Origin of the sequence: Salirhabdus salicampi, from assembly GCF_024259515.1 — a bacterium.
GTDB classification, from domain to species: domain Bacteria; phylum Bacillota; class Bacilli; order Bacillales; family Alkalibacillaceae; genus Salirhabdus_A; species Salirhabdus_A salicampi.
This window is the reverse complement of the sequence record NZ_JANBWE010000001.1, coordinates 367,760-394,119: the sequence shown is the minus strand read 5'-3', so window position 1 is coordinate 394,119 and position 26,360 is coordinate 367,760. Positions and strand designations below refer to the sequence as shown.

Here is a 26,360-nt window from a genome sequence, read left to right as displayed (position 1 = left end):
TTCAAATTTTCGAAAAGGAATGCTTTAGATCCCCCCTAGTAAATTATTCTATGTTTGCAATGACAGCACCGATCACCTCTTGCATGCTTGATGAACCGCCAATATCACTCGTTTTAATACCTTGAGACGTGGTGGTTTTAATCGCATTTAATAGAGTTGTGCCAAGTTCTTGATAACCTAGATGGTCCAGCATCATTTTAGCTGTCCAAAGTTGGCCAATAGGATTCGCTACTCCAAGCCCTACAATATCAGGCGCTGAGCCATGGACCGGCTCAAACATAGATGGATATTTTCCATTGATATTGATATTGGCAGCAGGAGCAATCCCTATGCTTCCCATAATTGCTGCGCCCAGGTCAGTTAAAATATCTCCAAATAAATTACTCGCTACGATAACATCCAACGAGTGTGGTTTAGAAACAAGGAAAGCTGACAATGCATCAATATGATTGCTTTCGGTTTGAATGTCCGCATATTCTTGTCCAACCTCTTTAAAGACTTGATCCCAAAATGGCATGCTATGGACAATTCCATTCGATTTCGTCGCACTTGTGACTTTGCCCTTCCGTTCCTTCGCTAGCTCAAATGCATATCGAATCGTTCTCTCTGTTGCTTTACGTGTAAAAACAGCATTTTGAACAGCGATTTCATCCTCACCACGATGTATTCTTCCACCCACTTCACTGTATTCGCCTTCACTGTTTTCACGAACAACGATAAAATCAAAATTTCGAGGATTCGCAAGGGGAGATTGAACTCCTGGAATGTATTTTACAGGGCGAAGATTAATCACTTGTTCACATTCACGACGAATTTTAATTAGTAATCCCCACAACGAAACATGATCAGGTACTAATGTTGGGTTGCCAACAGCCCCTAAATAAATGGCATCGGTTTCCTTAAGCTGCTTCATACCATCCTTTGGCATCATCTCTCCATTCTCTAAGTAATACTCAGAGCTCCATGGATGAACTTCATAATGGAATTTCAACCCTCCATGTAATTCAGCCAGAGTATCCAATACTTCAAGAGTTGCTGGTACAACCTCTTTTCCTATTCCATCTCCTGGTATAACTGATATTTTTACATTTTCCATTCTGTCTCTCCCCCTTAAGCAAACTAGTTAAATCCACATCTATATGGAATGAGGATAGAATTTTAGCAGTTCATAAACAACTAAAACCTATCCTCGCCATTTTTAAGCTGCAAAGTTATGTGTATGATCTTTTTTAGATAGGAAGATTTGAATTGCAAATGCGACAGCAACAAACCCTAGTCCAATTAAGTCTGTTTTCAGTCCAGCATAAATCGATAGCACAGATGCTACGAGCAACAAAGCACGTGTCACAATGTGTGCGTTTCGACCTGCAAACCACCCTTGGACACCTGCTGCAAGAAGATAGATTCCAATTGCAGCGGTGATTACCGCAATTCCGATTTCTAAAAAGCTACCTACCATTAATATTTGTGGGCTATAAATAAACATAAATGGAACGATAAAAGCTGCAATTCCTAACCGGAATGCTTCAACCCCTGTTTTCATAGGGTTAGTACCTGTTATACCTGCCGCTGCATAGGCAGCTAATGCAACTGGTGGTGTAATTGCAGACAATACTGCATAGTAGAACACAAACATATGCGCAAATAACGGTTCGATTCCTAAGTTAATCAGACCAGGTGCTACAACAGAAGCTGCTACTGCATATGCTGCAGTTGTTGGCATCCCCATTCCGAGGATGATTGCAATGAACATTGCAAATACTAATGCTAGCAATTCACTGTTATCAGCTACAGACAAAAGCATAGAGCTAAAGCGTAAACCTACACCTGTGAGAGAAATGACTCCAACGATAATTCCAGCACATGCACAAACTGCTAGTAGCTGTATCGTATTTTTCATTCCTAATTCTAATGCACCTATAATTTTCTTTAAGCCCATTCTTGTTTCTTTCCGGAATAGACTTACAACAAAACATGCTACGATGCTATAAGTACCTGACATAATAACCGAGAATCCTTGTAAAAGTAGGGAGATTAATAGAAGAATTGGCAAGAATAAATAAGCTTTTTTCATGATTGATTTAAAGCTTGGTAAATCCTTTCTAGCAATTCCTTTCATACCCTTCTTAATAGCTTCAAAATCTACCATAAAGTATACAGATAAAAAGTATAATAATGCTGGAATCGTTGCTGCAATGATTATCTCACTGTAGCGAATTCCTGTAATTTCCGCCATTAAGAAAGCTCCAGCACCCATGATTGGAATCATAATTTGACCACCAGCAGAAGCTGTCGCCTCGGTTGCTGCTGCAAAACGAGCCTTGTAACCTACACGCTTCATTAATGGAATGGTTAACGATCCAGTCGCAACAGCATTCCCCGCAGAGGTCCCATTCATCATCCCCATTAATCCACTTGAAACAACGGCAACCTTTGCTGGACCTCCCCGCATTCCTCCTGCTAAAGAGAATGAGAAATCAATAAAGTAACGTCCAACCCCTGACATTTGTAAGAACGATCCAAAGATTATAAATAATAAAATATACCTTGAAGAAACATCAAGTGTTACTCCAAATATTCCATCAAGCCCATAAATATACGTAGTAAATCGCTCAATCGTGTATCCACTATGATTTAAAATACTAGGTAAGTATGGTCCAATAAAAGCATATAAAATAAAGATACCTGCGAGGATCGGTAACACCCAACCACTTGTTCGTCTAGTTAACTCTAAAACTAATAATATCCCTACTAAAGCAACAATGAAATCCATTGTAGTTGGTAATACACCAAAACGGAAAAGCAATTGTTTTAAATTGATAAAAATATACAAAAATACACCAATACTTGCGAGGATAAACATCCAGTCAATTACGTGAATTTTGGAAGAAGCTTTTTTCCAACCCGGAAAAAGCATAAATCCTAGCATTGATCCAAATAGTAAGTGAGATGCTCTAAATACCCATGGATCAATTGGATGGAAGTTTAAAACATACAAGTGAAATAACGCACCGATGACCGCTATTGTTGTAAACGTTATTTTTCTCCATCCCCAGAATACCCTCGACTCTGTAGCACTATCAACCGACGAATCATCTTCAGTCTCTGCAAGAAGATCAGTAACTGGTTTTGTTTCAACTTCCTCTTGTTTGTTTTTTTCTATGTCATTCATGTAGACACCTCCTATGCTAATTAGGCTGACTCATTGGGATTTTGACACCACCTCTGTGGGGTCTGACCGCGATAATGAGTCAGCCTACTTCAATTCTTTTTAGTTAGTTGTTCCACTCCGGCGGATAAACAGATTCTGGCAATTCAATTCCAATTTCCTCATAATACTTAATTGCACCTGGATGTAGTGGAATATCTTCATTAATTGTAATTGCCTCTGCAACTGCTTCTTTCATTGATTTATGTGTTTGAATCATCACATCTTGTTTTTCATGATATGATTTTACTAAGTCATAAACAAAGTCTTCGTTTGTATCTTTGCGTACGATTCCAAAGTTGAACATTGCAATCGTTTCAATATCTCGGTCTAACGTTTCATACGTATCGGCTGGGATTGTGAAAGGGAAGAAATATGGGAATTCTTCTATAACTTTATCTCTCTTTTCCCCATCGAGACCAAAGAAGTTTAATTTACGTTGAACTTCGATCTCTGATACAGCAGAAATTGGAATACCTGCCGCATAACCAATAATATCTAATTGTCCATCCATTTGCTGTGAAGCCATATCACTTGCACCAGCTTGAACATTATCCGTATCTAAACCTAAAACTTCATGAATAAGCGGGACATATGTACCTGATGTACCACCAGCAGGACCTACACCAACACGTTGTCCTTTGATGTCCTCTATTTTTGTTACACCTGAGCTTTCAAGTGCCCACCAGTGAATTGGAGTTGTGTACATTGGGAAAATAATCCGAACATCTTGTAGTTTTTTCCCTTCTGTCCATTCACCAGTACCTGTATACCCTTCATAAGCAGGACCTAATGTTACAAAACCGACATCCTGTTCACCCGCTTGAACTAATTGCATATTGTGTACAGGGCCACCTGTTACCTCAACGTTTGCTGTAACATCAAGTTCTTGTTCTAAAAGACTAGCTAAACCTCCACCAACGATAAAATAAGTTCCACCTTGGGAAGCGGTTCCTACTTTAACGGTGTTTGGATACTCCTTGTAATTCACTTCCCCACTGTCACCAGACGTTTGAGTTTCACCACTACTACATGCAGCCAATATTAACAGCGAAAGACCCGTTAATACCGTTACTACTCTTTTCCAATGTTGTTTCATGACAATTTCCCCCTTATTTAGAATAACTTTTCACCTCTTACACTTTGGAAGAATGCCTTTATAAATTCAGTTTCAACCCGATTAAACATTATGATTAACCGGCTTAAAACCTCTTCCCAATTTTATTAATCTGTTAAACTATTGATGATATTAGAATTATGAAAGATTCCCCTATACAATCGAAAAGCAGAGTTTGTTTGCCCTTAATTAAATATAAAGCGCTTTCATTTTGTGTGCAATATAAAAACCATAATGTTCTTATTGGTCTTTTTGGTCTAAGAAAAGAACAATTGTGTTTGTTTATCTGTTTGAGTTGCTTAAACGTTACTTTCGCTTTTCTATACTCAATTCCGAAATTTCAGTTCTCATGTTTTCCGAAACAATCCTTTATGAGTGAACAAATATTCCCTTTTGATAAAATGACTTCAAAGGTATTATAAAGATAGGAAATAAAAAACGATAAAATTGGAGGTGAACAATTGATACAAGTATAAAGTTAATTTGGAATATTTTTATTAACAGTTGCCGTGAGGACATTCACCTTTATTGAACTAAACTTATCTTTGAAAATAAATTGAAAAGGAGAAATGAATATGCCATACGTAAATATTAAAATAACAAATGAGAGTGTTACACCAGAAAAGAAAGCAAAACTTATTGAAGGTGCAACACAATTACTCGTTGATGTGTTAGGTAAAAATCCAAACACAACTGTTGTCGTTATTGATGAAGTCGATACCGATAATTGGGGCATTGCTGGGGAATCGATCACCGTCAGGAGAAAAGATGGTAAATAGTTATTGCATTAAGATGTAACAAAATTGGTCTTTATCTCAAATGTAATAAAATGTGACCATAAACTTATAATGAACTCGGATAATTTCAGTTGATTCTCGTCTCGGACACAGTTCTATTAAGATAATATAAGATAACTATTTATGACTACATCACCACCAAAAAGAACACCACTTTCTAACAGAAAAATAAAAAAACACCACTATGAAATAGTGATGTTTTTGCTAAAAACCCTTGTTCCGAGGGTTTTACGGGTTTGGCACCCAATGACTCCGAGTGGGCTCGAACCACCGACCTCCACCCTGTCAAGGTGGCGCTCTCCCAGCTGAGCTACGGAATCGTATTATATTATCGACGATTATAAATATATCGAGTTTTTCCAAACTTGTCAACTAAAATATTATAGAAGGTTGTAGAATTGTTATAGTTGTTAATCAAGATGAAAAACTCCCGTTGGTCTGTGGTTACCATGGGAGTTTTTATTTTTCCATTGTATGAGCTATAATTTCAGCTGGTTGTGTTTTATTTATTTGACTATGATACATCTCTAGTTGATCAAAATAGTGCCGAACAGATGATGATTGGGTGAAAAAGTGAATGAGTTCCTCTTCAAATGAATCTTCACGTTCCCATGACTGCAAATCCCTTGCAAGTCCTAATTTATTCAAATGTTTAAAATTAAACTCCTCTTGTCCTGGTAATGTATGATACACGAAAATGGGAACTTTCTTAAACAGGCTCTCACTTATGGTAACCCCACCAGGCTTCGTTATAATTGCATCACTCATATTATATAATTCATTCATTTTTTCCCGATCACTGATATAAGGGATAGGTGTAATATTCGTACGCCCCCACTTTTTTACAGTGTTAAACAACCTTTCATTTTTTCCGCATAAAACATAATAATGAATATCTTGTTCTTTCAACCTTTGCAAAAAAGACTCCAACATTCCTACTCCAAGACTTCCACCTGTAACTAGTACTTGCTTACAATCCTTTTCATGTATTTGCTTCTTATTTTGATAAAAAAGGGGATGTACTGGAATTCCCGTTACATAAATATTGTTTTCTTTTACTCCTCTATGAACAAGTTCTTGTTTCAATTGGTTGGATGGAACAAAATGATAATCAATCTCTTCAAGCCCCCATAAACAATGAATGAAATAATCAGTATAAACATTAATAACCGTTACATTCGTCGTTCCTTTCATTTTAAGTCGACTTAAGATATATGAGGGAAGAGCGTGTGTACAAACAACTACATTTGGCGTTTTCTCAGCAAGAATGGTTTCCATTGCACTTTCAAAAAAGAGTTCATAATGATAAAAACGTTTCGTCGTAACATTTTCATCTCCTCCAACTGTCAGTTGGTAGACCTTGCTATACATTTCGGGTAAATAATGAATCCATTTTAAATAAATTCCTGAAATAAACGATTCCATTTTCCCGAAGGTATATTGCAAAATATCAATTTTCTCACATTGAATATTTGGGTCGGATTGAGTAAGACCATGTGCTAGCGCATCAGCAACTTGGTGGTGACCTGAAGGAATTTGTAAAAAAGGCATGAACAATACCTTTCTCATAATGGACCCCCCAATTGTGTAATGTAAATGAACATGCTTATTATGCGCTAAACGTTAATCTATTATCAGCAGAGATCGAATTGGAAGGACCACCAACATTTACTAGCTCAAAAGCCGTAAATTTCTAGTATAATCTTATGAGGAGGTGACGATTTATGCTATTTATAGTTTCTCTTATAGCTATTCTTCTATTCATTGGTATTTATAAAGCTTATCAAAATACAAAACGGGTTACCGTTAATAAGATACATCTTCACGACGAAAATCATCAGCACTATAAACCCCACTATAAATTAAACATCCTACAAATCTCCGACATGCACTTAGAAAACATTTCTGTTTCTGCACAAGAACTTTACAACAAATTAAAAAATGAAAAAATAGATATAATCGCATTAACTGGAGATTATCTTGACAGAAAGTGGTCTATTCCCAAGCTTATTCCATATTTGGAGATTTTCCAGAAATTAAACCCTACCTATGGGACATATGCTGTTTTTGGTAATCACGACTATGTACTCCGCGAGAAAAACTTTCAAAAATTGAAGAAAACTCTTGCTGATTATGCTTGCATTCCAATGCAAAATGAAAATATAACATTGGACATACATGGTCATCCAGTAAATATTATTGGGATTGATGATTACAGTACGAATCGAAGCGACTTTCAAACATCTTATCGTGGTATTACGAAAGGCTACAATCTTGTTTTAACACATGATCCTAACGCAGTTTTAGATATGAAGCAATTTCATTTCGACTATTTACTCTCCGGCCATTTTCATGGTGGGCAAATTTTATATCCAAAGGCATTTCATTTAGTTAAAATGGGGAAATTACCGAGACTTAATATGGTTAAAGGACTACACCATTATGATGGTAAACCATTTTATATTAGTGAAGGACTAGGACAAACTGGTGTTAATATCCGTGTCGGAAGTCGCCCGGAAATTACTCTGCACCAACTGCCGCTCACTCAAGAACTGGCAACACAAGGAGCAGATGTCGGATAAATTATGTACAAAGTCGGTAACCCACTTACAGTGAGTTATCGGCTTTTTTTATATATGTCGATTGTCTCTTCAGGTCACTATATCGATTTACTAAATCCGCTTTAGACATAAACAAATAAACAGGTTCAGGTAATTTACGTATTTTCCCTATTGACGGTCTTGTTAATGATAAAAAACAAATCGGTAAAAATGTACATACTTTCATCCATTTATAAATAAGGTTTTTTATCGTGACCTTCTCAAAACCTAATCGTCTACTCCCTTTACTTAACATCGTTATACCTATGACTCCTTTAATTTCGTCATAACGCTTATGGCTTTGCACATATGTTGCAAGACCTGGCATTGATTCTTTTACGATTTGATAAATCATAAATCCTTTTTTCACATCATCTTTTATGTGTTGTATATCATGTAAAATCCGAACATTATGCAAGTGTATTTTTAGCAATAGGTCATTTTTTCGGATGGTTGTTCCATCTTTTAAGGTCACTTCGCGACCTTTATATCTCGTTAATCGCACACGAAAAATATTGCCCGGATTTTTATTATGTTTACCTATATATTTTAACCTTGTGAAGCTGTAATACAGAGGGTCACAAAAGTACCATACTTTGATGAAATAACGTCTCATCCGTCTTCATCCCTTTACCATCATTTAATCTTTCTTATTTTGTTTTTATATCGCCATAATTATTTATGAATTCGACAAATAGAAAACTGGAAAAAAGCCAATTTTTTCATAATCAAGTTATTTAATCATAATATTCGTAATAAGTTGTTCTGGGATTCAACCCCAATCAATCAATCGAACTTGTATTTCCTTTATGATTCTGGAAGTCTATGAAAACGAAAATGTAATTTGGGGAGCGACTTTCATGAACCAAAAATTCGCTTTGTTAATTCCGGTTATATCAATACTTATAGGGTGCTCTGCAAAGGTTGCAGAAGAGGGAATGAATAGTTTTTTCTTAGAAAACAAAGGTCAGTTACAAGAATCATTTTTGCAGCAACGTAAACACCATATCGTAAGTAAGGGAATCATTACACATAGTCTTCCCTCAAGCACTGAGCATAACAATCGGATTGCAGAGGATAATGTTAGTCATTCTGAACGTTCAAACGACACAAATGAAGAGGATAATAACAAGAACTATGTTACTGAGCCGTATGAAGGCACTTATGAAGTTAAGGTTGATAGTGGAAATGTACGAACTGGACCGGGTCTACATTACGACATCGTCACTACATTACCTTTTTTAACCCCTTTAGATGCATTCGAAAAGGCTATCGTTCAAGGAATAACATGGTACCACGTGAGAGTTAGCGGTCAACAAGGATGGGTTTCGAGTGTAATTGTACAAGAACTGTCATCGAGTAGCCGTGTTTTAATCGATGCTCCCCTTATATCTCAATTACCGGAACTACCACGGGGCTGTGAAGTAACTACTTTAGCCATGCTTTTAGTTCATGCAGGGGTTACCGTTGACAAAATGACTTTGGCTGAAGAAGTGACGAAGGATCCAACTCCATATGAAAGACAAGACGGAAAAGTTTATTTTGGAAACCCCCATGACGGGTTTGTTGGAAATATGTATACTCTTGACGAACCTGGATTTGGCGTATTTAACGAACCTATTGAAGAACTAGCAAGGAAGTACCTGCAAGACCGTATCATAAATTTGTCGGGAGAAAGCTTCGATAAAGTACTTCAGCAGTTAGATGCAGGAAAGCCGGTATGGGTTATTAATACAAGTGAATTTAGATATTTACCTGATAGCTATTGGCAAACATGGGAAACACCAACCGGTAAAGTTAAAATTACATACCAAGAGCACTCTGTCCTCGTTACAGGCTACGATGACGATTATATATACTTTAATGATCCCCTATTTGCTCAAAAAAATAGAGCCATGCCGAAGGAGTCCTTTATTGCTGGGTGGAAACAATACGGAAGTCAGGCTATTAGTTATCATTAAAATGAGAGACCGGGCGACGGTTCGTTTTTTACATAAGGCTTTGATAAATATTCTTTTTCAGCTTGTCTTTCAAATCAGCTATCGACAGGGGGAAGAAAACCGTCCCTGCAGATTGCGGGGCAATCTCCCCAGCATCAAATACAATAACTAACTTTTCATTCTTTATATAAAAAGGTTGTTTTTTATCAATCGTTGTAAATTCCTTCTTCCCTTCAAAAAATTGCATTCCTTCTCTCTTTTTATGAACCATTTCCTCTTGAATCTTGCTGGATATCATGGATTTATATGGTACCCCTTTTTTAAACAAATCTTTAAGACGTAACGGCTTTGCCTTCTCTTCGTTCAGTATATTTAACGTTCTGACTTTTTCCTCTTCTTCATCGCCTAACCTTTTGTAAATTGTAGTTCGTACAGAAACAACTGTTCCATTCGCCACTAGAACAGGTTCAACGGTCAATCGGTTTGGTGAAGAGTTCTTTGTATTTTCATTTGTTTTGCTTAGTTCCTTTATGTCATTTAGAAACTTTTCCTTCTGCTCATCGGCAACCTTTTTTAAATAATAATTTAATTTCATCTGAAAAAAGGTGTCTTCCATTCCCTTAAATTCTGGTATATTCATATCAATCCGATAATTATGTTTTATTTCACGAACCTCATGTACCTCCATTTGTACTTCGGTCATTTTTTGATTTACAACTTCTATCTGTTGAGCGAATATAAACGGATTGTTGAACGATAAAACAATCAATAAGCAGAGCATCACCTTTACAATCAAAGACACGCGTATGACCTCCTTTTAACCAGCCACAACAATTCGTATGTGTTATTATTCGTTTTCAACATAAATTCATACTCACACTTCCTAATGAAAAAAGGTTCCTCATTTGAGAAACCTTTAACTTAACCGCTCTTCTTGGTCACGACGCTCCACTTCTTTTCGAGGTAACTGGTCATCCCAATCCCTTTGTCGGTGTGCCAGCCTACTAGAAGCATTAGCAGCGATGCTAGCAACAATGTCATCTAGAAATGTATGAACATACTTGCTTCTTTTCGTATCAAGTTGTTTAATAATACCAAGTTTATGTTTATCAAGATGACCGTATGTTGTTACTGCAATACTTCCATAACCTAATGCTGCTCCTAAAGCAATCGTTTCATCTACTCCAAATAGCCCCTCATCTGTTTCAACAATCGATTGTAACGGTTCAGACAACGCTTTTCGTTCTGCTAATTTATCCAACTCAATCCCTACTAGTATTGCATGCTGAATTTCCCTTTTTTCTAACACTCGATCCACACTCTCAATACAATCACTTAGCTGTAAGTCTTTATTGTATGGATATTGCATTTCAAATACAATCTCAGCAATATCATCAATTAGGACACCACGTTCTGTTAACAGTTGTCTTGCAGCCCGTTCCACTTCTTGACTCGGAATTGGTTTCGAATGATTGCTCACAGTTACTTCCTCCTTTTCCTCCCCTTGAATAAAATATTATATCATCCTCAGCAAAAGAAAAATGTCGAAAAATCTGTTGGAATTTGCTTCTTTCTCTTTTATGTTAAAATGATGATTGTGACTGGATTTTACGGAGGTGCGACGGTGAAAAGAAAGGGTACGATGATACATAAAGAGATTGAAAGTAAATATTTACTTGAAACGTTAACTGTAAAAATATATCGACCAGAACATTTTTCAAAGCTTTATAAATATCATTTGTGCATTATGCAAGACGGAAACGATTATTATCAATTAGGAAGAATTGCTACATTTAGTGATCGTTTACATAGTAACAAGGAAATTGAAAACACTGTCTTCGCTGGCATTCATTATAAGGATCGTTATGACCGGAGAGAGAAATATCATCCAAAAGGTGAGAACCAGGAAGCATATATGAAATTTCTTCGCTTTGAAGTTGTTCCCCTTTTGGATGAAGAAATTCCTAGTTATTATATGAGTGGAAGCAGGGGCCTCATTGGCGATTCGTTAGGTGGTACCGTATCATTGATGACCGCTCTACAATATCCAAATACGTTTGGGAAAGTTGTTATGCAATCTCCTTATGTAAACGAAAATGTTAAAAACGCAGTGAAACAGTCAGAGGAAATTGCTGCAATGACGGTTTACCATACAATTGGAACAGATGAAAAAGCCGTACAAACAACAAGTGACGGAACAAAAGATTTCCTAACTCCTAACCGGGAGCTGCGAAACTTATTAATGGACCGAGTCGATGATTACACGTATTACGAACTTGAGGGTGGAAATCATACGTGGAAACATTGGCAAAAGGATATGCCGAGAGCATTAGTAAAAACTTTCGGAAAAAAATGAATCATAACTTTCGATATGAAATTCAATTTTTTGATATAATGTATATTAACTCACTTTTCCAATGCAACGAAATGAAAATTTTGAAAATATAAAAGGAGGTTACCTTATGAAATATGGCATTGTCATTTTTCCATCCAAAGAAGTTCAAGACATCGCTAACTCTTACCGAAAACGATATGATCCAAATTATTCTCTCATCCCCCCACATGTAACACTCAAAGAAAAATTTGATGCGGATGATGAAATTATTGAAGAGTTAGCTACCGAACTCCGTAAAGTTGCGAAAGAGACAAAACCCTTTCCATTAATTATTAAAAAGGCCGGATCCTTTTATCCCGTAACGAATACGGTATATTTAAAGGTTGAACCAGTAGAAGAATTGCTAAAACTTAATGAAAAGCTTTATGAAGGGAAGTTTCCGAAGGAACGTTCATTTGCTTATGTTCCTCACGTAACGATCGGCCAAGAGTTATCTACCGATGAGCATTCTGATGTATTCGGTGTGCTGCAAATGAACAAGTTTGATATTGAAGAAACGATAGACCGTTTTCAACTTCTATACCAATTAGAAAATGGTTCATGGACCGTTTACGAAACATTTAAATTAGGTGGAGATCGTTAATGAAAATAAAAATTGCTATAACAGATGAAGAACGAAATGATGCTTACTATGTGAGAAACACTGTATTCGTTGAGGAACAAAATGTTCCTCCTGAAGAAGAAATTGATGAACATGAAAATGAAGCGACTCATTTTGTAGGATATGTGAACGAACAACCGGTTGCAGCTAGCAGATTACGCTTCATGGACCAATACGGAAAACTGGAAAGAATTTGCGTACGAAAAGAGTACCGCGGAAACCATTATGGGAAAGAAATCATCCAGTTTATGGAGGATGAAATTAAAAACCAAGGTTTTCAGAAGGCGAAGCTTAATGCACAAACACATGCTGAAGGTTTTTATCAATCAATAGGCTATAAAACCATTTCTGGTGAATTTATGGATGCCGGAATCCCTCACGTAACCATGATCAAACAATTATAATCGTACATAGACCTGTTTCTTTCGCACAGGTCTTTTTTTATGTATCTTTTTCAATAAAAGGGGAGACGATAAAAAAAGCAAATCAATGGACGGAAAGTAGTGAGGTTCATGGATTACACGAAAATCTTCGTCGAAACCCTTGTAGGGTTTGTTGCCTTGTTCGGGTTAACGAAGCTATTAGGTAAATCACAAATCACACAAATTACTGCCTTTGATTTCATTGCTGCACTCGTACTAGGGGAATTAGTCGGTAACGCATTATATGATGATAAGGCAGGAATACGAGAAATACTATTTGCTGTTGCCTTATGGGGAGGACTTCTTTATACAACTGAATTGATTACGCAAAAATTTAAGAAGACGAGAGCATTTTTGGAAGGACGACCGGCTATTGTCATTAATAAAGGGGAAATTAAAAAAGATGTACTGAAACAAGTGAAACTGGACATGAGTCAGCTGCTCCATCTTCTTAGATCCAAAAACGTATTCTCCATTCGTGATGTAGAATTTGCTGTTTTTGAAACAGACGGTACAATCTCCGTACTAAAAAACTCGAGGAACCAAACACCGACACGTGACGACTTACACATAACTTCTCAACCAGCCACATTACCCTATTCCATTATTTTAGATGGTGAAATTGTCAGAGATAATTTAAAAGAGGTAAACTTAACAGAAGAGGATGTAAAGAAGAAACTTGAACAACAAAATATTAAAGATTATAAACAAGTTATGTTTGCTGAATGGAAGGAAGGCGAAGGCTTGTATGTTGAACCATATTAGCCTCCTCCTTCATCTATATAAAACATCCAGCGAAAACGCTGCATGTTGTACTTTATTTCGTTTTTCTTAATTAATGCAGTGACATAAGCAGTGACTGCCGTACGGTATAAGAGAAATTGTGATAATTGATGACATTGTACATGATATTTCTCACACATATAAGCCACTAATTCTTCATGACTAATTCCTGCTTCCCTTTTTCCAACACAATATTTTATGTCCGATAAAATGTTTTCATGATACCTTATATTTTCCTGAACTGTTTTTTTAAATGTCTGTTCAAATTTTCCATGTCCAGGTACTGCACCTTCACAATTCAGTTCGAGAAGAATATCTAAACTACGTAATGTTTTAGCTGCATCGGTTATATATGGTATTTTATGCTTAGTTAACTGTTCTGTACCAAAGTATGAATCCGCAGCATAAAAAATACCATTTATTAACAATCCAGCTTGAAAATAACTATGCCCGGGTAAAATCATAACTTCTCCTACGAAAGTACTGAACTGATAATCCCCTTCTTCAACTTCAATATCTACTTTTATCGGTTCCCCTTCTAAAAATTTGTTACGAATGTCTCGTATTGGGTCATTGCCCCCAAACAGATATAAAGGTTCTAAAATTGGGTATTGCATAATAATTGATTCAAACTTTGGGGCAATCGTTGTAATTGATTGGTGCGTTTGTAAATATTTGGCTCCTCCGTAATGATCTGCATGGGCATGTGTAATAAATAGGTGTGTAATAGGCAAATTATGTTCAGTTAAAATGTGTAATACTTTTTTCATCGTGGATGAGTCGATCCCTGCATCAATAAGCATACCTTCATTACCTTGATGTATATAGCCAATATTTACTGGTGCATCAAAGTAATAACAAGTGTCATTTAGTCTAGTAAAGTTCATACCATAAGCTCCTTATATCCGTTTGTTAATATATTTTCCCTTCCCCGTCAGTTGGACGACAAGATCATCATCCACTGGAAAATCGATTTGCCCAGAGGCTTTATTACCTACGTTTTCCATTTGCAACAAACCTGAAGACTGTCTTCCCTTATTATGACTTTTTTTAACCTTTGTCAGTTTCTCTAACTGGAACGGAGTTTGTACGTCTTTAACTGTCCTCTTAAAATATTGTTCATACTCAAATTGTTTTATAGGAAGAATATACCCCATTTTTTCGACTCCCTCTCACCATTTCCTCTCATATTATTTTTATGCAAACCGCACTATGAATCCTCTAATTTTTGTTCGATTTTTTTTATAGATTCTTCCACAATCCATATTTGCTGTGTAAAATGAGCTTCCCAATACTCCATGTTAGCTTCTAAATCATACATTTGACGTTCAGGCCTTTGTAGCCAATGTTCATTTTGATCAAGAAATCGATCAAATGCTTGCAAAAAACGGAAAATTTGATTTCCTTTTACTCTGTTACCGATAGTGATCACTCCCTCCTATAAAAAAAGACAGCCCTTTAAGACTGCCTTCTTTATTATGGGACTTATATCCAAGAAAACGGAGGACGTTTTGGGTCTTCATCGTCATCCTTTGCGTCCAATACACTACTGCTCTCATCATGATTTGCACTATCTTCAACCATCTCATCTTGTCTGCGCCGTGAAAATGGATTAGGCGAGCGTCTTAACGGCGGCTCAAAAATGACGTTATCCGCCTTAATTACTAGATCCTTTACATGTATTTCTCTTTTTTTATCAGACATATGGAAACTATGCCTCCTTTTCACTTAGTTATCTACACGGTACAGTTTATGCGAATGTACTGGAATCGAATGGTTATTTGCCCTGATATTTTACAAAAGGGAAACAAATGTAGCTAAACTAAAATCCTAATAAACGGATATCATCTATTTCGCTAATTGTTATCTTTACGTTATATGGAGCTTGGAAGAGTCTCATGCTTACCTCTTCGTCTTCATAATTTACAATATAACCGGTATATCGTTTTTCTTTTGTAAATAATTCACACTTCATTTGTGGAACATTTCTTGGCATATTAAGAAAATACTCTACTTTCTCTGCAATGGAAAGGTCACGAAACTTTTGTCTGTTACCTTTACTTTCATCTGGCTTATTCACATCATCGCCATCATCGTTCCTTTTATTGTTCTTTTCTAAACTACGGCTGTAGTAATAATTTTGCATCGAAACTTCAATATCCTCTTCCTTAGGTTGGGCGATATATAGTAAAGGCTTTTGAACTACTCGGTCCTCATTAGCCATTTTTCTACCCCTTTCAATTAATCTTCTACAAAATACTATATGTATCATTCGCCCATTCGGTGAAAGGAGCTGAATTTATGTCTTCACCAACAAAAAAAAACGTTCCGCTTATAAAGCGGAACGTTTTTTAAAATCTTTATCGTCCAAGAATGCTGTAACCAGAATCTACATGAATAATTTCACCTGTTACACCACTAGAGAGGTCGCTCATTAAATAATAAGCAGTGTTACCTACATCTTCTTGAGTAACTGTACGGCGAAGGGGAGCACGCTCTTCAATTTCCTTTAGAATAGAGTTAAAGTCGCCAATACCTTTTGCTGAAAGTGTGCGGATTGGACCTGCTGAAATTGCATTTACCCGAATGTTTTCTTTTCCAAGATCGTTAGCTAAATACTTCATTGTTGCATCAAGGCTTGCTTTTGCTACTCCCATTACGTTATAGTTCTCAACGACACGTTCGCCTCCAAGATACGTAAGGGTTAAAATGGAGCCACCTTCCGTCATAATCTTGCGTGCCTGCTGAGCTACAGCAGCTAAAGAGTATGCGCTAATGTTATGAGCTAATAAGAAGCCATCTCTCGTTGTATTTAAAAACTCACCTTGAAGTTCTTCCCTTTTTGCAAACGCAATACAATGAGCTAAGCCGTGAATGACACCTACATCGCTTTTGATGTCTGTAAATGTTTTTTCAATCGCTTCATCATCTGTCACATCACACTCGTAAAAAAGGGATTCTTGTCCCTCTAACGTTCCAGCTAAATCACGAACCGGCTTTTCAAAACGTTCATTGGCATATGTAAAAATTAAGCGAGCACCTGCAGCATGTAATGAGCGTGCAATCCCCCAAGCGATACTACGTCTATTGGCAACACCCATAATTACATATGTACGACCCTCTAAAGAGAAATTCATATCGTAACCTCCTATGATTACAAAAAAATTATTATTTGTTATTAGTACCTAGTACTATTTTATACAATTCCCTCTGAAATCTCAAACATTTCTTATTTATAAGGAAAACTCCTCACTAATCATTGTTTACGATTAGTAAGGAGTCTAAACGACTTTTCCTATTCACAAAACTCCAAAATAGTACGCAACTCTTCTACATATTCACTGGATCCTGTAACAATTAACCGGTCTCCAAAACGCAATTCTGTATCTCCATGCGGAACAATCGAATCTTTTCCACGGAAAATCCGAACCATAATAACATCCCCAGTAAATGGGAAGTTCCGTAGCATAATCCCGTCATATGCTGTGTTGTTCATATTTATTTCATATAGCTGACTTTCATGGTTTGTCAAAATATCCACAACACTTGGAGCAACAATCATGGCTTTTAACAGTGCTTTCGTTGATAGGAAGACAGAAAACACTTCCACTTCGTTCGTTTTTAAATATTGGTCTAAATCAGGAGATTCAACCCGAGCAATAACCCGATCTACTCCTTTTTGTTTTGCAAACACTGCAATGTCTGAGTTTAATTGTTCATCACCGGTAGATATAACTAGAATATCCACTTCAAACACACCCATTGAATCGAGTTCGGACGTACTGTAACTTTCCACTTCTTTAATGTCGAATGCAGTTTTTGAAGTATTTTCATCCAACTTTTCCATTTTTGTATGGTAAAGGTGTGTTTCATATAAGTCAATGTCTAATTCTCGCACTACAGGCAATGTCATTTGGTTAGAACCAATGAAACCAATCACTTGTTTGTGCTCTGTGTCCTCTGGGCGTTTGAATATCTTATTAAAGAATACAGGTGCTATCAAACAAGTTATGACAGCAACAACAATTAATGTTCCTGACATTTGGCTGTCAATCATACCCATTCTTTCCCCAATTTTAGCTGCTGCAATCACGAGGGATAACGTAGAAGTTAATATAATTCCAGAACTCATAACTGTTCTCCAATCATACCACTTTCTAAGAATGAGTACAGGGATAATCTTAGAGATAAATAGTGCTATTACTAGCAACGGAATAAGCAACAGCATCTTCCGATCTGTTAATAATGACCATAAATCAATCTTAGCCCCTTCGACAACGAAGAAGATAGGAATTAAGAACCCATAACCGAAGCTATCCAGTTTCTTCACCATTTCTGTATTCGGTGAGAGTAATGATACAAGAACACCTGCTAAAAATGCTCCTAAAATGTTTTCTGCACCTACTGACTCGGAAATAGCAACTAATACAATAATTAATGTAAAAATCGCCCGTGTATCAATTTGAATCGTGCCTTTTGTCAACGTTTCTAAGAATGAAAATCGTTGGAACTGTTTCCCTACAAAGTAGAACAAGACACCTGCACCAAATAAGATTAAGAGTAACCACGTGTTGCCGTCTCCTGAATCATAAATCGATACAAATACAGCTAGTAAGATCATAGTTGCTAAGTCAGCTATAACTGCGATAAGCAAAATCGTCTGACCTACATTAGTCTTTGATAGATTTGCATCTTTTAGTGTTGGTAAGACGATACCAAGGGATATGGTAGAAATAATTAATGTCATTAAGAAGGCATTTTCAATAAATCCCCAAATGACAAACAGATAAGATAAACCTAAAGATATGACAAAAATACCGACAAAGACTAATGAAGCTGCAACAACAGGGTTTGGTTGACCGTTGTTACTTTTAATTTGTTTATTTGCTTTCCCTTTAGCAAAGGGTGAGAAATCTATTTCTAACCCACTAAGGAACATTAAAAAGATAAACCCTAGTGTCGATAACGTTTCTAACCATGAATCTTCATGAACGAGATCAAATCCACTTTTACCTAATATTAACCCAATAATAATCTCTGCTACCACTACGGGTATAAGTTTCAATTTAAAACGGTGTAATAAAATTGGTGTTATAAACGCAGCTAATATGACAATAACAAGTGAACTAATGGATGTCGCATGATGTTCCATTCACTCGTCCCCCTCTCCTTAAATCAACATATTCATAAACAATGTTGCCATCCCGAAGTAAATTAGTATAGAGATAATATCATTAATTGTTGTAATAAAGGGGCCACTGGCTACTGCCGGATCAATGTTTAGTCTATGCATGAGCAATGGGATAAAAGACCCCGCCAATGTTGCAATAACTAGTGTAATCATAATAGATATTCCAACTAAAATGCCCAAGTACAATTGACCTTGCCATAAATAGACAATCAATGTGATTAAAACTCCGCAGCTTATGCCCGTAATTAATCCAGTACCTGCTTCTCTAAACAACAATTTATATTTTCCTTCTTTTTCTATTTCCCCCGTTGCAATACCTCGGACAGCAACAGCTAATGCCTGTGTGCCGGTGTTTCCTGCCATACCGGCTATAAGAGGTAAGAAAATGGCTAGTATTGCTTTTTCATTTAATGTATTTTCAAACCTACCAATTAAGCTAGCGGTTAGCATTCCTAAAAACAATAAAATGATCAGCCATGGCAAACGTTTTTTTGCTGCGGACAGTGCGTTGACATCTGGTGTATCAACGTCTGCTACAGCGGCCAATTTCGAATAATCTTCGTTTGCCTCTTCTTCCATTACATCCATAATATCATCTACCGTAATAATTCCTAGTAGATGATTTTGGAAATCAACAACAGGTAGTGCTAAAAAGTCATAATCACGCACCATTCTGGCAACCTCTTCTTGATTTTCACCGACAGGTACTGAGACGATTCGTTCGCTCATAATATCAGAAATGTACCAGTCATCTTCTGCTACAATTAAGTCACGTAAAGAGATAACACCAACTAAATGTTTAGCATCATCGATAACATAAACATAATAAATCGTTTCTGCTCCCGGAGCCTCTTTACGCAAATGTAACATTGCTTCCCGTACGGTCATAGACGAATGTATAACAACGAATTCTGTTGTCATAATGCTACCAGCTGTCTTTTCCTCGTAATGCAACAGCTCTTTTATTTTATCAGCGTGCGGCTTATCCATAATTGCCAAAAAGCTTGCCACTTCGTTTTTATTTAATGTGTTTAGTATATCTACAGCATCATCAGTGGACATCTCAGCGATTACTTGGCTAGAGTATTGGGGATTCATTTCCGTAAATAAAACCTCAACATAACCAGCATCTAAATGTTCTACAATTTCGGCAATTTCCTCTGGGGAAAGATAGGTATAAATTTGTTTTCTCACTTTTTCAGATTGATCTTCAAATATTCTTGCTTGGTCGTATGGATGAAGTTCCAAAAACTCGGCTCGGAATTGATCGATCTGTTCATTTAATAATGTACTTTCAATACGGTCCCATAGTTTTTGTCGTTCAATTTCCTCTAAATGTTCCATGAATATACCTCCTCCCACCCAGTTAAAATGGATAAAGACCGTTTTATCTTAAAGGCTTATATAGACTTTTGTCAACGAACAAAACTTATAACAATTTAGCTATGTTGATGAAAACTCCTTTATTTACAACAATACTAAATCGTTAACAAAAAATTTAGGGAGTTTCATACAAATCCTGATTCATCGGAAAGGGAAATTTTGGATGATAGATAAAAAACAACCTATGAAAGTAGATTACTTTTTAATATGTATCGTCATTATACTTGGAATTATAAGCTGTTTTACCCTCTATACGATTCAACCTTTCCTACCACCTTCAATTGTTGGAACGAAATTTTATCTTCGACAATCGATTTGGTACGTCGTTGGTGCTACCGTAATTGCTGTATTTATGCTAGTTGATTATGAACACTTAAGAAGGTTGTCTTGGGTATTATACAGTATCGGAATTCTATTATTAGCTGGATTGTTCATCCTACCAGCCCCTATTGTTTTAACATTAAACAACGCAACGAGTTGGTATTCAATTCCAGGGTTAAATTTAACCTTTCAACCAGGGGAATTTATGAAACTTCTCTATATCATTACAATCAGTCATGTCATTACCGCTCATAATGAAAAAAGAAAAAAGCGACTATTTCGTGATGATATTTGGTTAATTGTTAAAATTTCTTTAATAGCACTCCCACCAATATTACTTGTTGCCATACAACCTGATTTAGGAACAGCTTTAGTTTTATCTGCAATTACTGCGTTTTTAATTCTCGTGTCCGGCATTCGATGGAGCATTCTCATTACAATTTTTTCGGTATTTATTATCATTATTGCTTCCCTTATATCACTTTACTTTTTTTTCCCAAGTTTTGTCGAGAACCAACTTGGGGGAACGATTTTCAATCACGTTTTCGAACGTTTTGAAGCTTGGATGGAACCAGAAAGCCATTCAGATACAGCAGGAATGCAAATATTAAAAGCAATGTTATCGATTGGCTCAGGACAGCTCGTAGGAAAAGGATTCATGAATATACAAGTATATATACCTGAACGCCATACTGATATGATTTTCTCTGCGATTGCAGAACAGTTTGGTTTTGTCGGTGCCAGTTTATTAATTACAATATTCTTTTTATTAATTTATCGAATGATTCATATAGCATTGGAATGTAAAAATCCATTTGGCAGCTACTTATGCACAGGTGTTATTGGAATGTTTACTTATCAAATTATTCAAAATATCGGCATGTCCTTGCAACTATTACCAATTACCGGTCTCCCTTTACCGTTTATAAGCTATGGTGGTACCTCATTGCTAGCTTACCTCGTTGGGGTAGGAATTGTCTTAAACGTACGTTTAAGAACCCACATATCTATGTTTGATTAAAGGAGAGCTGGAGAAGATAACAATATCAATACTGTTAAAGGGGATAAGGAGTGTTTTGGATTGAAAGTAGATGTTTTGGGAGACATCCACGGTTGCTATGAGGAATTACTAGCCCTTCTTAAAAAATTAGGATACGAGGCGAATGACAGAGGTATCTTTGCCCATCCAGAGGGGAGAATACCCGTGTTCGTAGGAGATTTAACAGACCGTGGACCACAATCCCTAAATGTGGTGAAACTTGTTTATAATATGATAAAACAAGATAAAGCCAGATATGTTCCCGGAAATCATTGTAATAAATTGTACCGTTACTTCTTAGGGAATAATGTACAAATTAAACACGGACTTGAAACGACCGTAGCGGAGCTTGAATCCATTTCGAAACAAGAACAGGAAGGGATAAAACAACAGTTTATTGAGCTTTATGAAGACGCTCCTTTATATCTTATATTAGATAAAGCAAATGCTGTTGTAGCTCACGCTGGTATTAAAGAGGAGATGATCGGAAAAACAGGAAAACGGGTGAAAACATTTGTTTTATATGGGGATATAACAGGAAAAACAGATGAAAAAGGAATGCCTGAACGGCGTGACTGGGCAAAACATTATACCGGTAAGCGCTGGATTATATATGGTCACACTCCAGTTGCCAAACCACGCATCATTGGGAAAACCGTTAATATTGATACAGGTTGTGTGTTTGGCGGCTTATTAACAGCTTTTCGCTTACCAGAAGAAACATTCGTTTCCGTTCCTTCATTACAACCCTTCAATGAAGAAAAGTTTCGCACGTTTGACTAAGTTTACTCCTGTTCTTTATGGCCTTTCAACACCGAAAGGTCTTTTCTATTCTCCTTTTTAATTAAGAATAGGTCTTTGTCGATAGGACAAAATAACGAAAAGCAATGTCAAAAATATCCCTTATAGGTTGTGGCGATATGAAACTACGCTCTTCGAAACATGACGTTTCTAATTTATTCCAATCATTATCTACATCAAACGACTTTATTCAAAGAGAAGTAAAACAGCATTTTATACTTTCATACTTTAAACCAATTATAGATACGAAAGTGTTGCATCGGGACTTATTACCTAATTTACAAGCTAACATGAAATCTTTAGAGGACATTAAAGAAGGGATACCATTTGAACAAGGCATTATAACGAGTGACCCGAAAACAATCCAAGAAAATTTATTAAAAGGGTTTATTTCCATACACCTTAAGAAAAATGCTGCAAAAATATTACTTATCCCAATTCCTCTAAATCAATCAAGGGATGTCTCAATACCAGAAATTGAGTTTTCAGTTGTTGGACCTAAAGAATCATTTGTTGAAACATTAGATAAGAATTTGCACTTAGTACGTAAACGGTTAAAAACAGAACAGCTTAAGGTTGAAACCATTAATGTAGGAAGCTTAACAAAAACGAAAGTTGCAGTATTATATTTAGACGGTATTGCGAATAAAGAGAATGTCCAAACCGTCATTCAAAGAATTGAAGATATAGATATTGATCAAGTTATTGACAGTTCGTTTGTATCACAAATCATATCCGATAACCAAAATTCACCCTTTCCTCAAATTTTGAATACTGAACGTCCCGATCGTGTTACCTCTATATTAGCAGAAGGAAAAATAGCCATTATTGTTGACGGTTCACCACATGTTCTTATTTGTCCTACGACATTAGTAGAATTTTTTTCAGCGTTTGAAGATTACTTTTTAAATTGGCAAATTGCGTCCTTCTTTCGTGTTCTTAGACTGTTTGCCGTTAGTTTTTCCATCTTAATTACACCTATTTATGTAGCCGTATTGACACATCATTACGAATTGTTACCTAAAGCTTTATTAGGACCGTTAATTGCATCTAGAACACAAGTACCGTTACCGCCTATTTTAGAGGCCATCTTTTTAGAAATGACGATTGAACTGTTACGAGAAGCTGGAGCAAGGCTACCGACAAAAGTCGGTCAAACGATTGGTATCGTTGGTGGTATCGTTATTGGTACAGCAGCTGTAGAGGCGGGTTTAACTAGTAATGTATTGTTAATTATTGTAGCCTTAGCTGCACTTGCCTCTTTTACGACCCCAGTATACAACATGGGGAATACAATTAGAATCATTCGTTTCCCATTTCTCATCTTTGCTCACATATGGGGATTGTTAGGGATTGCGTTATGCTTTAGTTACATATTAACGCACCTTTTGCGCCTAACTTCTATAGGAAGACCCTTTTTACAACCTTTGTTTCCGTTTAACTCAAAAGATTTAAAAGATGCGTTCGTGCGACTTCCGTTTTCTATGCAATCGAAACGACCAAAAGGGGTACTAGCACAAAACCGTCAAAGGTTTAATCGTAAAAAGGTAAACGAGACGAACGACATTGATGAATAGTTGAGGGATTATAAGATGGGACAACCTATTAAAGATCAGTTTAAAGTATCACCCAACCTCGTATTTTTTCTTATTACATCTGTGCAAATCGGGATAGGTTTATTAACTTTTCAATCACAGATTATAGAACCAGCCGAACAAGATGCCTGGATGTCTGTGATAATTGCCGCGATAGCTACCCATTTCATATTATGGTTAATATATTGGATGTTGAATAAGGAAAAAAGCGATGTTATAGATATTCATAAAAAAGTATTTGGAAAGTGGGTCGGAAATTTATTTAATACCATTCTCATCGTTTACTTTTTTCTCTTATCTACGACAATTGTTCGAATGTATATTGAAATTATTCAAGTATGGATGTTTGAAGAACTCAATACCTGGTCTTTGGCACTTGTAATTTACCCACTTATTTTTTACGTAATTACCGGTGGTTTCCGTACTGTAACAGGAATATGTTTTTTCGGCCTTGTTATACCTTATTATTTAATATTAACGTTGCTGTCACCTTTAGAGTTTTCACATTTTCACAACTTGTTACCTATATTTGACCATTCAATCAAGGATATTTTTATGTCGTCAAGGTTGGCGATTTTAAGTTATTTAGGCTTCGGCACCCTACTACTTTTCTATCCTTTTATTCAAAAACCGGAGACATCACAGAAGTGGGCACACCTAGGTTTAATCCATACGACATTTATATACTTGCTTAACTTAATGATTACTTTGTCATACTACAGTTTAGATTACTTAAAAGATGTAATTTGGCCAACACTCGGGATGTGGAAAATTGTAGAACTCCCCTTTGTAGAACGGTTTGAATATATTGGGATTGTTTCTTGGTTCGTTGTCTCTTTACCAAATATGTGCTTAACGATGTGGGCAGCTAGTCGCGGATTGAAGCGAATGGCAAATTACAAACAGAAACATAACATTTATCTGCTCGCCATTATTTCGTTTATGATCTGTTTATATTTAAAAGATCGTACAATGATTGATAAGTTTAGCACGTTCATATCAAACACCGGTCTCATATTAATGTACGGTTACATTCCAATCCTTTGTTTCTTCTATTTAATACGAAAAAAGGTGAATCCACGTCATGAAAAAAGTTAGAGTAGTATTTTTTTATATTGCTTTTTTCCTTGCCATTTTTTCTAGTAATAATATAGAGACATATATCGTTGACGAAATTCATTTAATCACTGTGCTTGGCTACGATTTAATTGAAAAAGACCGACTCTTAGGAACTGCATATGTCCCTCAATATGGACAAGATCAACAAATTACCGAATTTCAATATTCAGATGAAGGATCTATGGCACATGAGGTGGTAAAGAAGTTAAATGAACAATCTTCAGAAACGTTAGTTGCAGGTAAGTTAGAAGTTTTATTATTAAATGAAGAGACAGCGAAAGAAGGTGTTATCAAACTCATTGACAGTTTGCAACGTGATCCAACTATAGGTTCCAACTTAAATATCGCTGTATTCGAAGGTTCTACAGCTGACGCGTTAAAAAAACAATATAGCTACAAAGGAACAGGCATTTACTTATCTGACTTAATTCGTCAAAATATGGAAAGTGGTATATTACCTGACATGAATTTGAAAGAGTTTGTATATAGCTATTACGAAAAAGGAGTTGATCCCTATCTGCCGATTTTGAAGGCTCAAAAGGACCGTATTGTCGTTAACGGGGTTGGATTATTTGATGAAGATAAATATGTTGATAAGATTGACACGGAACAAACGATGTTATTTAAAATGCTCGCAACTCGTAGCGGCAAAGGACCTTTCATTTTCAAAGATGAGGAAAATGATGGTGAGGATGAATCGTCATTACGAACACGTACTAAGCGAAAAATAAAAGTGGAAATGAAGGAACAACCTAAAGTCACGCTACATGTAAAAGTGGAAGCATCTATTGAGGAGTACAAGCAACAAGAAGTAACAAATAAAGTACTGAAAAGACTGGAGAAGAAAATTACGAAAAAAATTAAAAGTGACGGCGAAGAGCTAATTAAAAGGTTCCAAGAACACGGTATAGACCCGTTAGAAATTTCCGCTTATGTAAGAAGCAAAGACCGAAACTGGGATGAAAAGAAGTGGGACGACATATATCCTTCTTTAGAAATTGAAGTAAAACCAGAAGTAAACATAACCGAATCAGGTGTCATCCGGTGA

27 protein-coding genes and 1 tRNA gene are annotated in these 26,360 nt (G+C 36.3%); 12 read left to right on the top strand and 16 right to left on the bottom strand.

Annotated features, from left to right (window positions below; genetic code table 11):
• Positions 1-43: 43 nt before the first annotated feature.
• From NLW78_RS02110 to NLW78_RS02100, 3 genes are all read right to left on the bottom strand, one after another.
• Complete coding sequence (locus NLW78_RS02110) at positions 44-1,096, bottom strand: tartrate dehydrogenase (protein WP_254494898.1); 1,053 nt, start codon at positions 1,094-1,096, stop codon at positions 44-46.
• A gap of 102 nt (positions 1,097-1,198) precedes the next feature.
• Positions 1,199-3,172 carry a TRAP transporter permease gene (locus tag NLW78_RS02105; protein WP_254494896.1) on the bottom strand — a complete coding sequence of 658 codons (1,974 nt, stop codon included), beginning with the start codon at positions 3,170-3,172 and terminating at the stop codon, positions 1,199-1,201.
• A 103-nt stretch (positions 3,173-3,275) separates the two neighbouring features.
• Entirely contained in the window at positions 3,276-4,307 is a 1,032-nt protein-coding gene (locus NLW78_RS02100; RefSeq protein ID WP_254494894.1) for a TAXI family TRAP transporter solute-binding subunit, read from the bottom strand.
• 593 nt (positions 4,308-4,900) lie between these two features.
• On the opposite strand from NLW78_RS02100, the gene NLW78_RS02095 reads away from it, so the two are divergent.
• Entirely contained in the window at positions 4,901-5,104 is a 204-nt protein-coding gene (locus NLW78_RS02095; RefSeq protein WP_254494893.1) for a 2-hydroxymuconate tautomerase family protein, read from the top strand.
• 265 nt (positions 5,105-5,369) lie between these two features.
• On the opposite strand, the gene NLW78_RS02090 is transcribed toward NLW78_RS02095, so the two are convergent.
• Positions 5,370-5,442, bottom strand: a tRNA-Val gene (locus NLW78_RS02090).
• Between the two features lie 139 nt (positions 5,443-5,581).
• Positions 5,582-6,691, bottom strand: coding sequence for an MGDG synthase family glycosyltransferase (locus NLW78_RS02085; RefSeq protein WP_254494891.1), 1,110 nt, complete (start codon positions 6,689-6,691; stop codon positions 5,582-5,584).
• 155 nt (positions 6,692-6,846) lie between these two features.
• Here NLW78_RS02085 and NLW78_RS02080 point away from each other — a divergent pair, with 155 nt between their 5' ends.
• Entirely contained in the window at positions 6,847-7,704 is an 858-nt protein-coding gene (locus tag NLW78_RS02080) for a metallophosphoesterase (RefSeq protein ID WP_254494889.1), read from the top strand.
• A gap of 25 nt (positions 7,705-7,729) precedes the next feature.
• Here the strand turns inward: NLW78_RS02080 and NLW78_RS02075 are convergent, their stop codons facing one another.
• Positions 7,730-8,338, bottom strand: a complete 609-nt coding sequence (locus tag NLW78_RS02075) for a YkoP family protein (RefSeq protein ID WP_254494887.1) — start codon at positions 8,336-8,338, stop codon at positions 7,730-7,732.
• A 244-nt stretch (positions 8,339-8,582) separates the two neighbouring features.
• Between NLW78_RS02075 and NLW78_RS02070 the strand changes: the two genes are divergently transcribed.
• A complete protein-coding gene (locus NLW78_RS02070; protein WP_254494885.1) occupies positions 8,583-9,683 on the top strand; it encodes a C39 family peptidase in 1,101 nt (366 codons plus the stop codon).
• Between the two features lie 28 nt (positions 9,684-9,711).
• On the opposite strand, the gene NLW78_RS02065 is transcribed toward NLW78_RS02070, so the two are convergent.
• The gene (locus NLW78_RS02065) at positions 9,712-10,464 is read right to left on the bottom strand and encodes a DUF3298 and DUF4163 domain-containing protein (RefSeq protein ID WP_254494878.1); all 753 of its coding nucleotides are present in this window, start codon (positions 10,462-10,464) and stop codon (positions 9,712-9,714) included.
• Between the two features lie 114 nt (positions 10,465-10,578).
• Positions 10,579-11,142 carry a phosphatidylglycerophosphatase A family protein gene (locus tag NLW78_RS02060; RefSeq protein WP_254494876.1) on the bottom strand — a complete coding sequence of 188 codons (564 nt, stop codon included), beginning with the start codon at positions 11,140-11,142 and terminating at the stop codon, positions 10,579-10,581.
• Positions 11,143-11,286: 144 nt separating this feature from the next.
• Between NLW78_RS02060 and NLW78_RS02055 the strand changes: the two genes are divergently transcribed.
• The 4 genes from NLW78_RS02055 to NLW78_RS02040 all read left to right on the top strand — a co-directional run bounded on the left by NLW78_RS02055 (position 11,287) and on the right by NLW78_RS02040 (position 13,845).
• Entirely contained in the window at positions 11,287-12,018 is a 732-nt protein-coding gene (locus tag NLW78_RS02055) for an alpha/beta hydrolase (RefSeq protein ID WP_254494874.1), read from the top strand.
• A 106-nt stretch (positions 12,019-12,124) separates the two neighbouring features.
• On the top strand, positions 12,125-12,640 hold the full coding sequence (locus NLW78_RS02050; RefSeq protein ID WP_254494870.1) for a YjcG family protein: 516 nt from the start codon (positions 12,125-12,127) through the stop codon (positions 12,638-12,640).
• The gene (locus tag NLW78_RS02045) at positions 12,640-13,062 is read left to right on the top strand and encodes a GNAT family N-acetyltransferase (protein WP_254494868.1); all 423 of its coding nucleotides are present in this window, start codon (positions 12,640-12,642) and stop codon (positions 13,060-13,062) included. Before NLW78_RS02050 ends, NLW78_RS02045 begins: the two co-directional genes overlap by 1 nt.
• A gap of 108 nt (positions 13,063-13,170) precedes the next feature.
• Positions 13,171-13,845 carry a DUF421 domain-containing protein gene (locus tag NLW78_RS02040; protein ID WP_254494866.1) on the top strand — a complete coding sequence of 225 codons (675 nt, stop codon included), beginning with the start codon at positions 13,171-13,173 and terminating at the stop codon, positions 13,843-13,845.
• Here the strand turns inward: NLW78_RS02040 and NLW78_RS02035 are convergent.
• The 8 genes from NLW78_RS02035 to mgtE all read right to left on the bottom strand — a co-directional run bounded on the left by NLW78_RS02035 (position 13,842) and on the right by mgtE (position 20,398).
• Positions 13,842-14,750 carry an MBL fold metallo-hydrolase gene (locus NLW78_RS02035; RefSeq protein WP_254494864.1) on the bottom strand — a complete coding sequence of 303 codons (909 nt, stop codon included), beginning with the start codon at positions 14,748-14,750 and terminating at the stop codon, positions 13,842-13,844. The genes NLW78_RS02040 and NLW78_RS02035 overlap by 4 nt on opposite strands.
• Positions 14,751-14,762: 12 nt before the next feature.
• A complete protein-coding gene (locus NLW78_RS02030; RefSeq protein ID WP_254494862.1) occupies positions 14,763-15,020 on the bottom strand; it encodes a hypothetical protein in 258 nt (85 codons plus the stop codon).
• Positions 15,021-15,073: 53 nt separating this feature from the next.
• Positions 15,074-15,295, bottom strand: a complete 222-nt coding sequence (locus NLW78_RS02025; RefSeq protein ID WP_254494860.1) for a hypothetical protein — start codon at positions 15,293-15,295, stop codon at positions 15,074-15,076.
• 53 nt (positions 15,296-15,348) lie between these two features.
• Positions 15,349-15,567, bottom strand: coding sequence for a hypothetical protein (locus NLW78_RS02020; protein WP_254494858.1), 219 nt, complete (start codon positions 15,565-15,567; stop codon positions 15,349-15,351).
• Between the two features lie 118 nt (positions 15,568-15,685).
• Complete coding sequence (locus NLW78_RS02015) at positions 15,686-16,087, bottom strand: CotO family spore coat protein (RefSeq protein WP_254494856.1); 402 nt, start codon at positions 16,085-16,087, stop codon at positions 15,686-15,688.
• Between the two features lie 136 nt (positions 16,088-16,223).
• Positions 16,224-17,000, bottom strand: a complete 777-nt coding sequence (gene fabI / locus NLW78_RS02010) for an enoyl-ACP reductase FabI (RefSeq protein WP_254494854.1) — start codon at positions 16,998-17,000, stop codon at positions 16,224-16,226.
• A gap of 158 nt (positions 17,001-17,158) precedes the next feature.
• Positions 17,159-19,015, bottom strand: a complete 1,857-nt coding sequence (locus NLW78_RS02005) for a monovalent cation:proton antiporter family protein (protein ID WP_254494852.1) — start codon at positions 19,013-19,015, stop codon at positions 17,159-17,161.
• Positions 19,016-19,033: 18 nt separating this feature from the next.
• The gene (mgtE, locus tag NLW78_RS02000) at positions 19,034-20,398 is read right to left on the bottom strand and encodes a magnesium transporter (RefSeq protein ID WP_254494850.1); all 1,365 of its coding nucleotides are present in this window, start codon (positions 20,396-20,398) and stop codon (positions 19,034-19,036) included.
• Between the two features lie 202 nt (positions 20,399-20,600).
• On the opposite strand from mgtE, the gene NLW78_RS01995 reads away from it, so the two are divergent.
• The 5 genes from NLW78_RS01995 (at position 20,601) to NLW78_RS01975 (ending at position 26,360) form a co-directional block, all read left to right on the top strand.
• Positions 20,601-21,779 carry an FtsW/RodA/SpoVE family cell cycle protein gene (locus NLW78_RS01995; RefSeq protein WP_254494846.1) on the top strand — a complete coding sequence of 393 codons (1,179 nt, stop codon included), beginning with the start codon at positions 20,601-20,603 and terminating at the stop codon, positions 21,777-21,779.
• Positions 21,780-21,839: 60 nt separating this feature from the next.
• Positions 21,840-22,580 carry a bis(5'-nucleosyl)-tetraphosphatase PrpE gene (gene prpE / locus NLW78_RS01990; RefSeq protein ID WP_254494844.1) on the top strand — a complete coding sequence of 247 codons (741 nt, stop codon included), beginning with the start codon at positions 21,840-21,842 and terminating at the stop codon, positions 22,578-22,580.
• 137 nt (positions 22,581-22,717) lie between these two features.
• Entirely contained in the window at positions 22,718-24,175 is a 1,458-nt protein-coding gene (locus tag NLW78_RS01985; RefSeq protein ID WP_254494841.1) for a spore germination protein, read from the top strand.
• 15 nt (positions 24,176-24,190) lie between these two features.
• The gene (locus NLW78_RS01980; protein ID WP_254494839.1) at positions 24,191-25,291 is read left to right on the top strand and encodes a GerAB/ArcD/ProY family transporter; all 1,101 of its coding nucleotides are present in this window, start codon (positions 24,191-24,193) and stop codon (positions 25,289-25,291) included.
• On the top strand, positions 25,278-26,360 hold the full coding sequence (locus NLW78_RS01975) for a Ger(x)C family spore germination protein (RefSeq protein ID WP_254494837.1): 1,083 nt from the start codon (positions 25,278-25,280) through the stop codon (positions 26,358-26,360). The genes NLW78_RS01980 and NLW78_RS01975 overlap by 14 nt, the downstream gene beginning before the upstream one ends.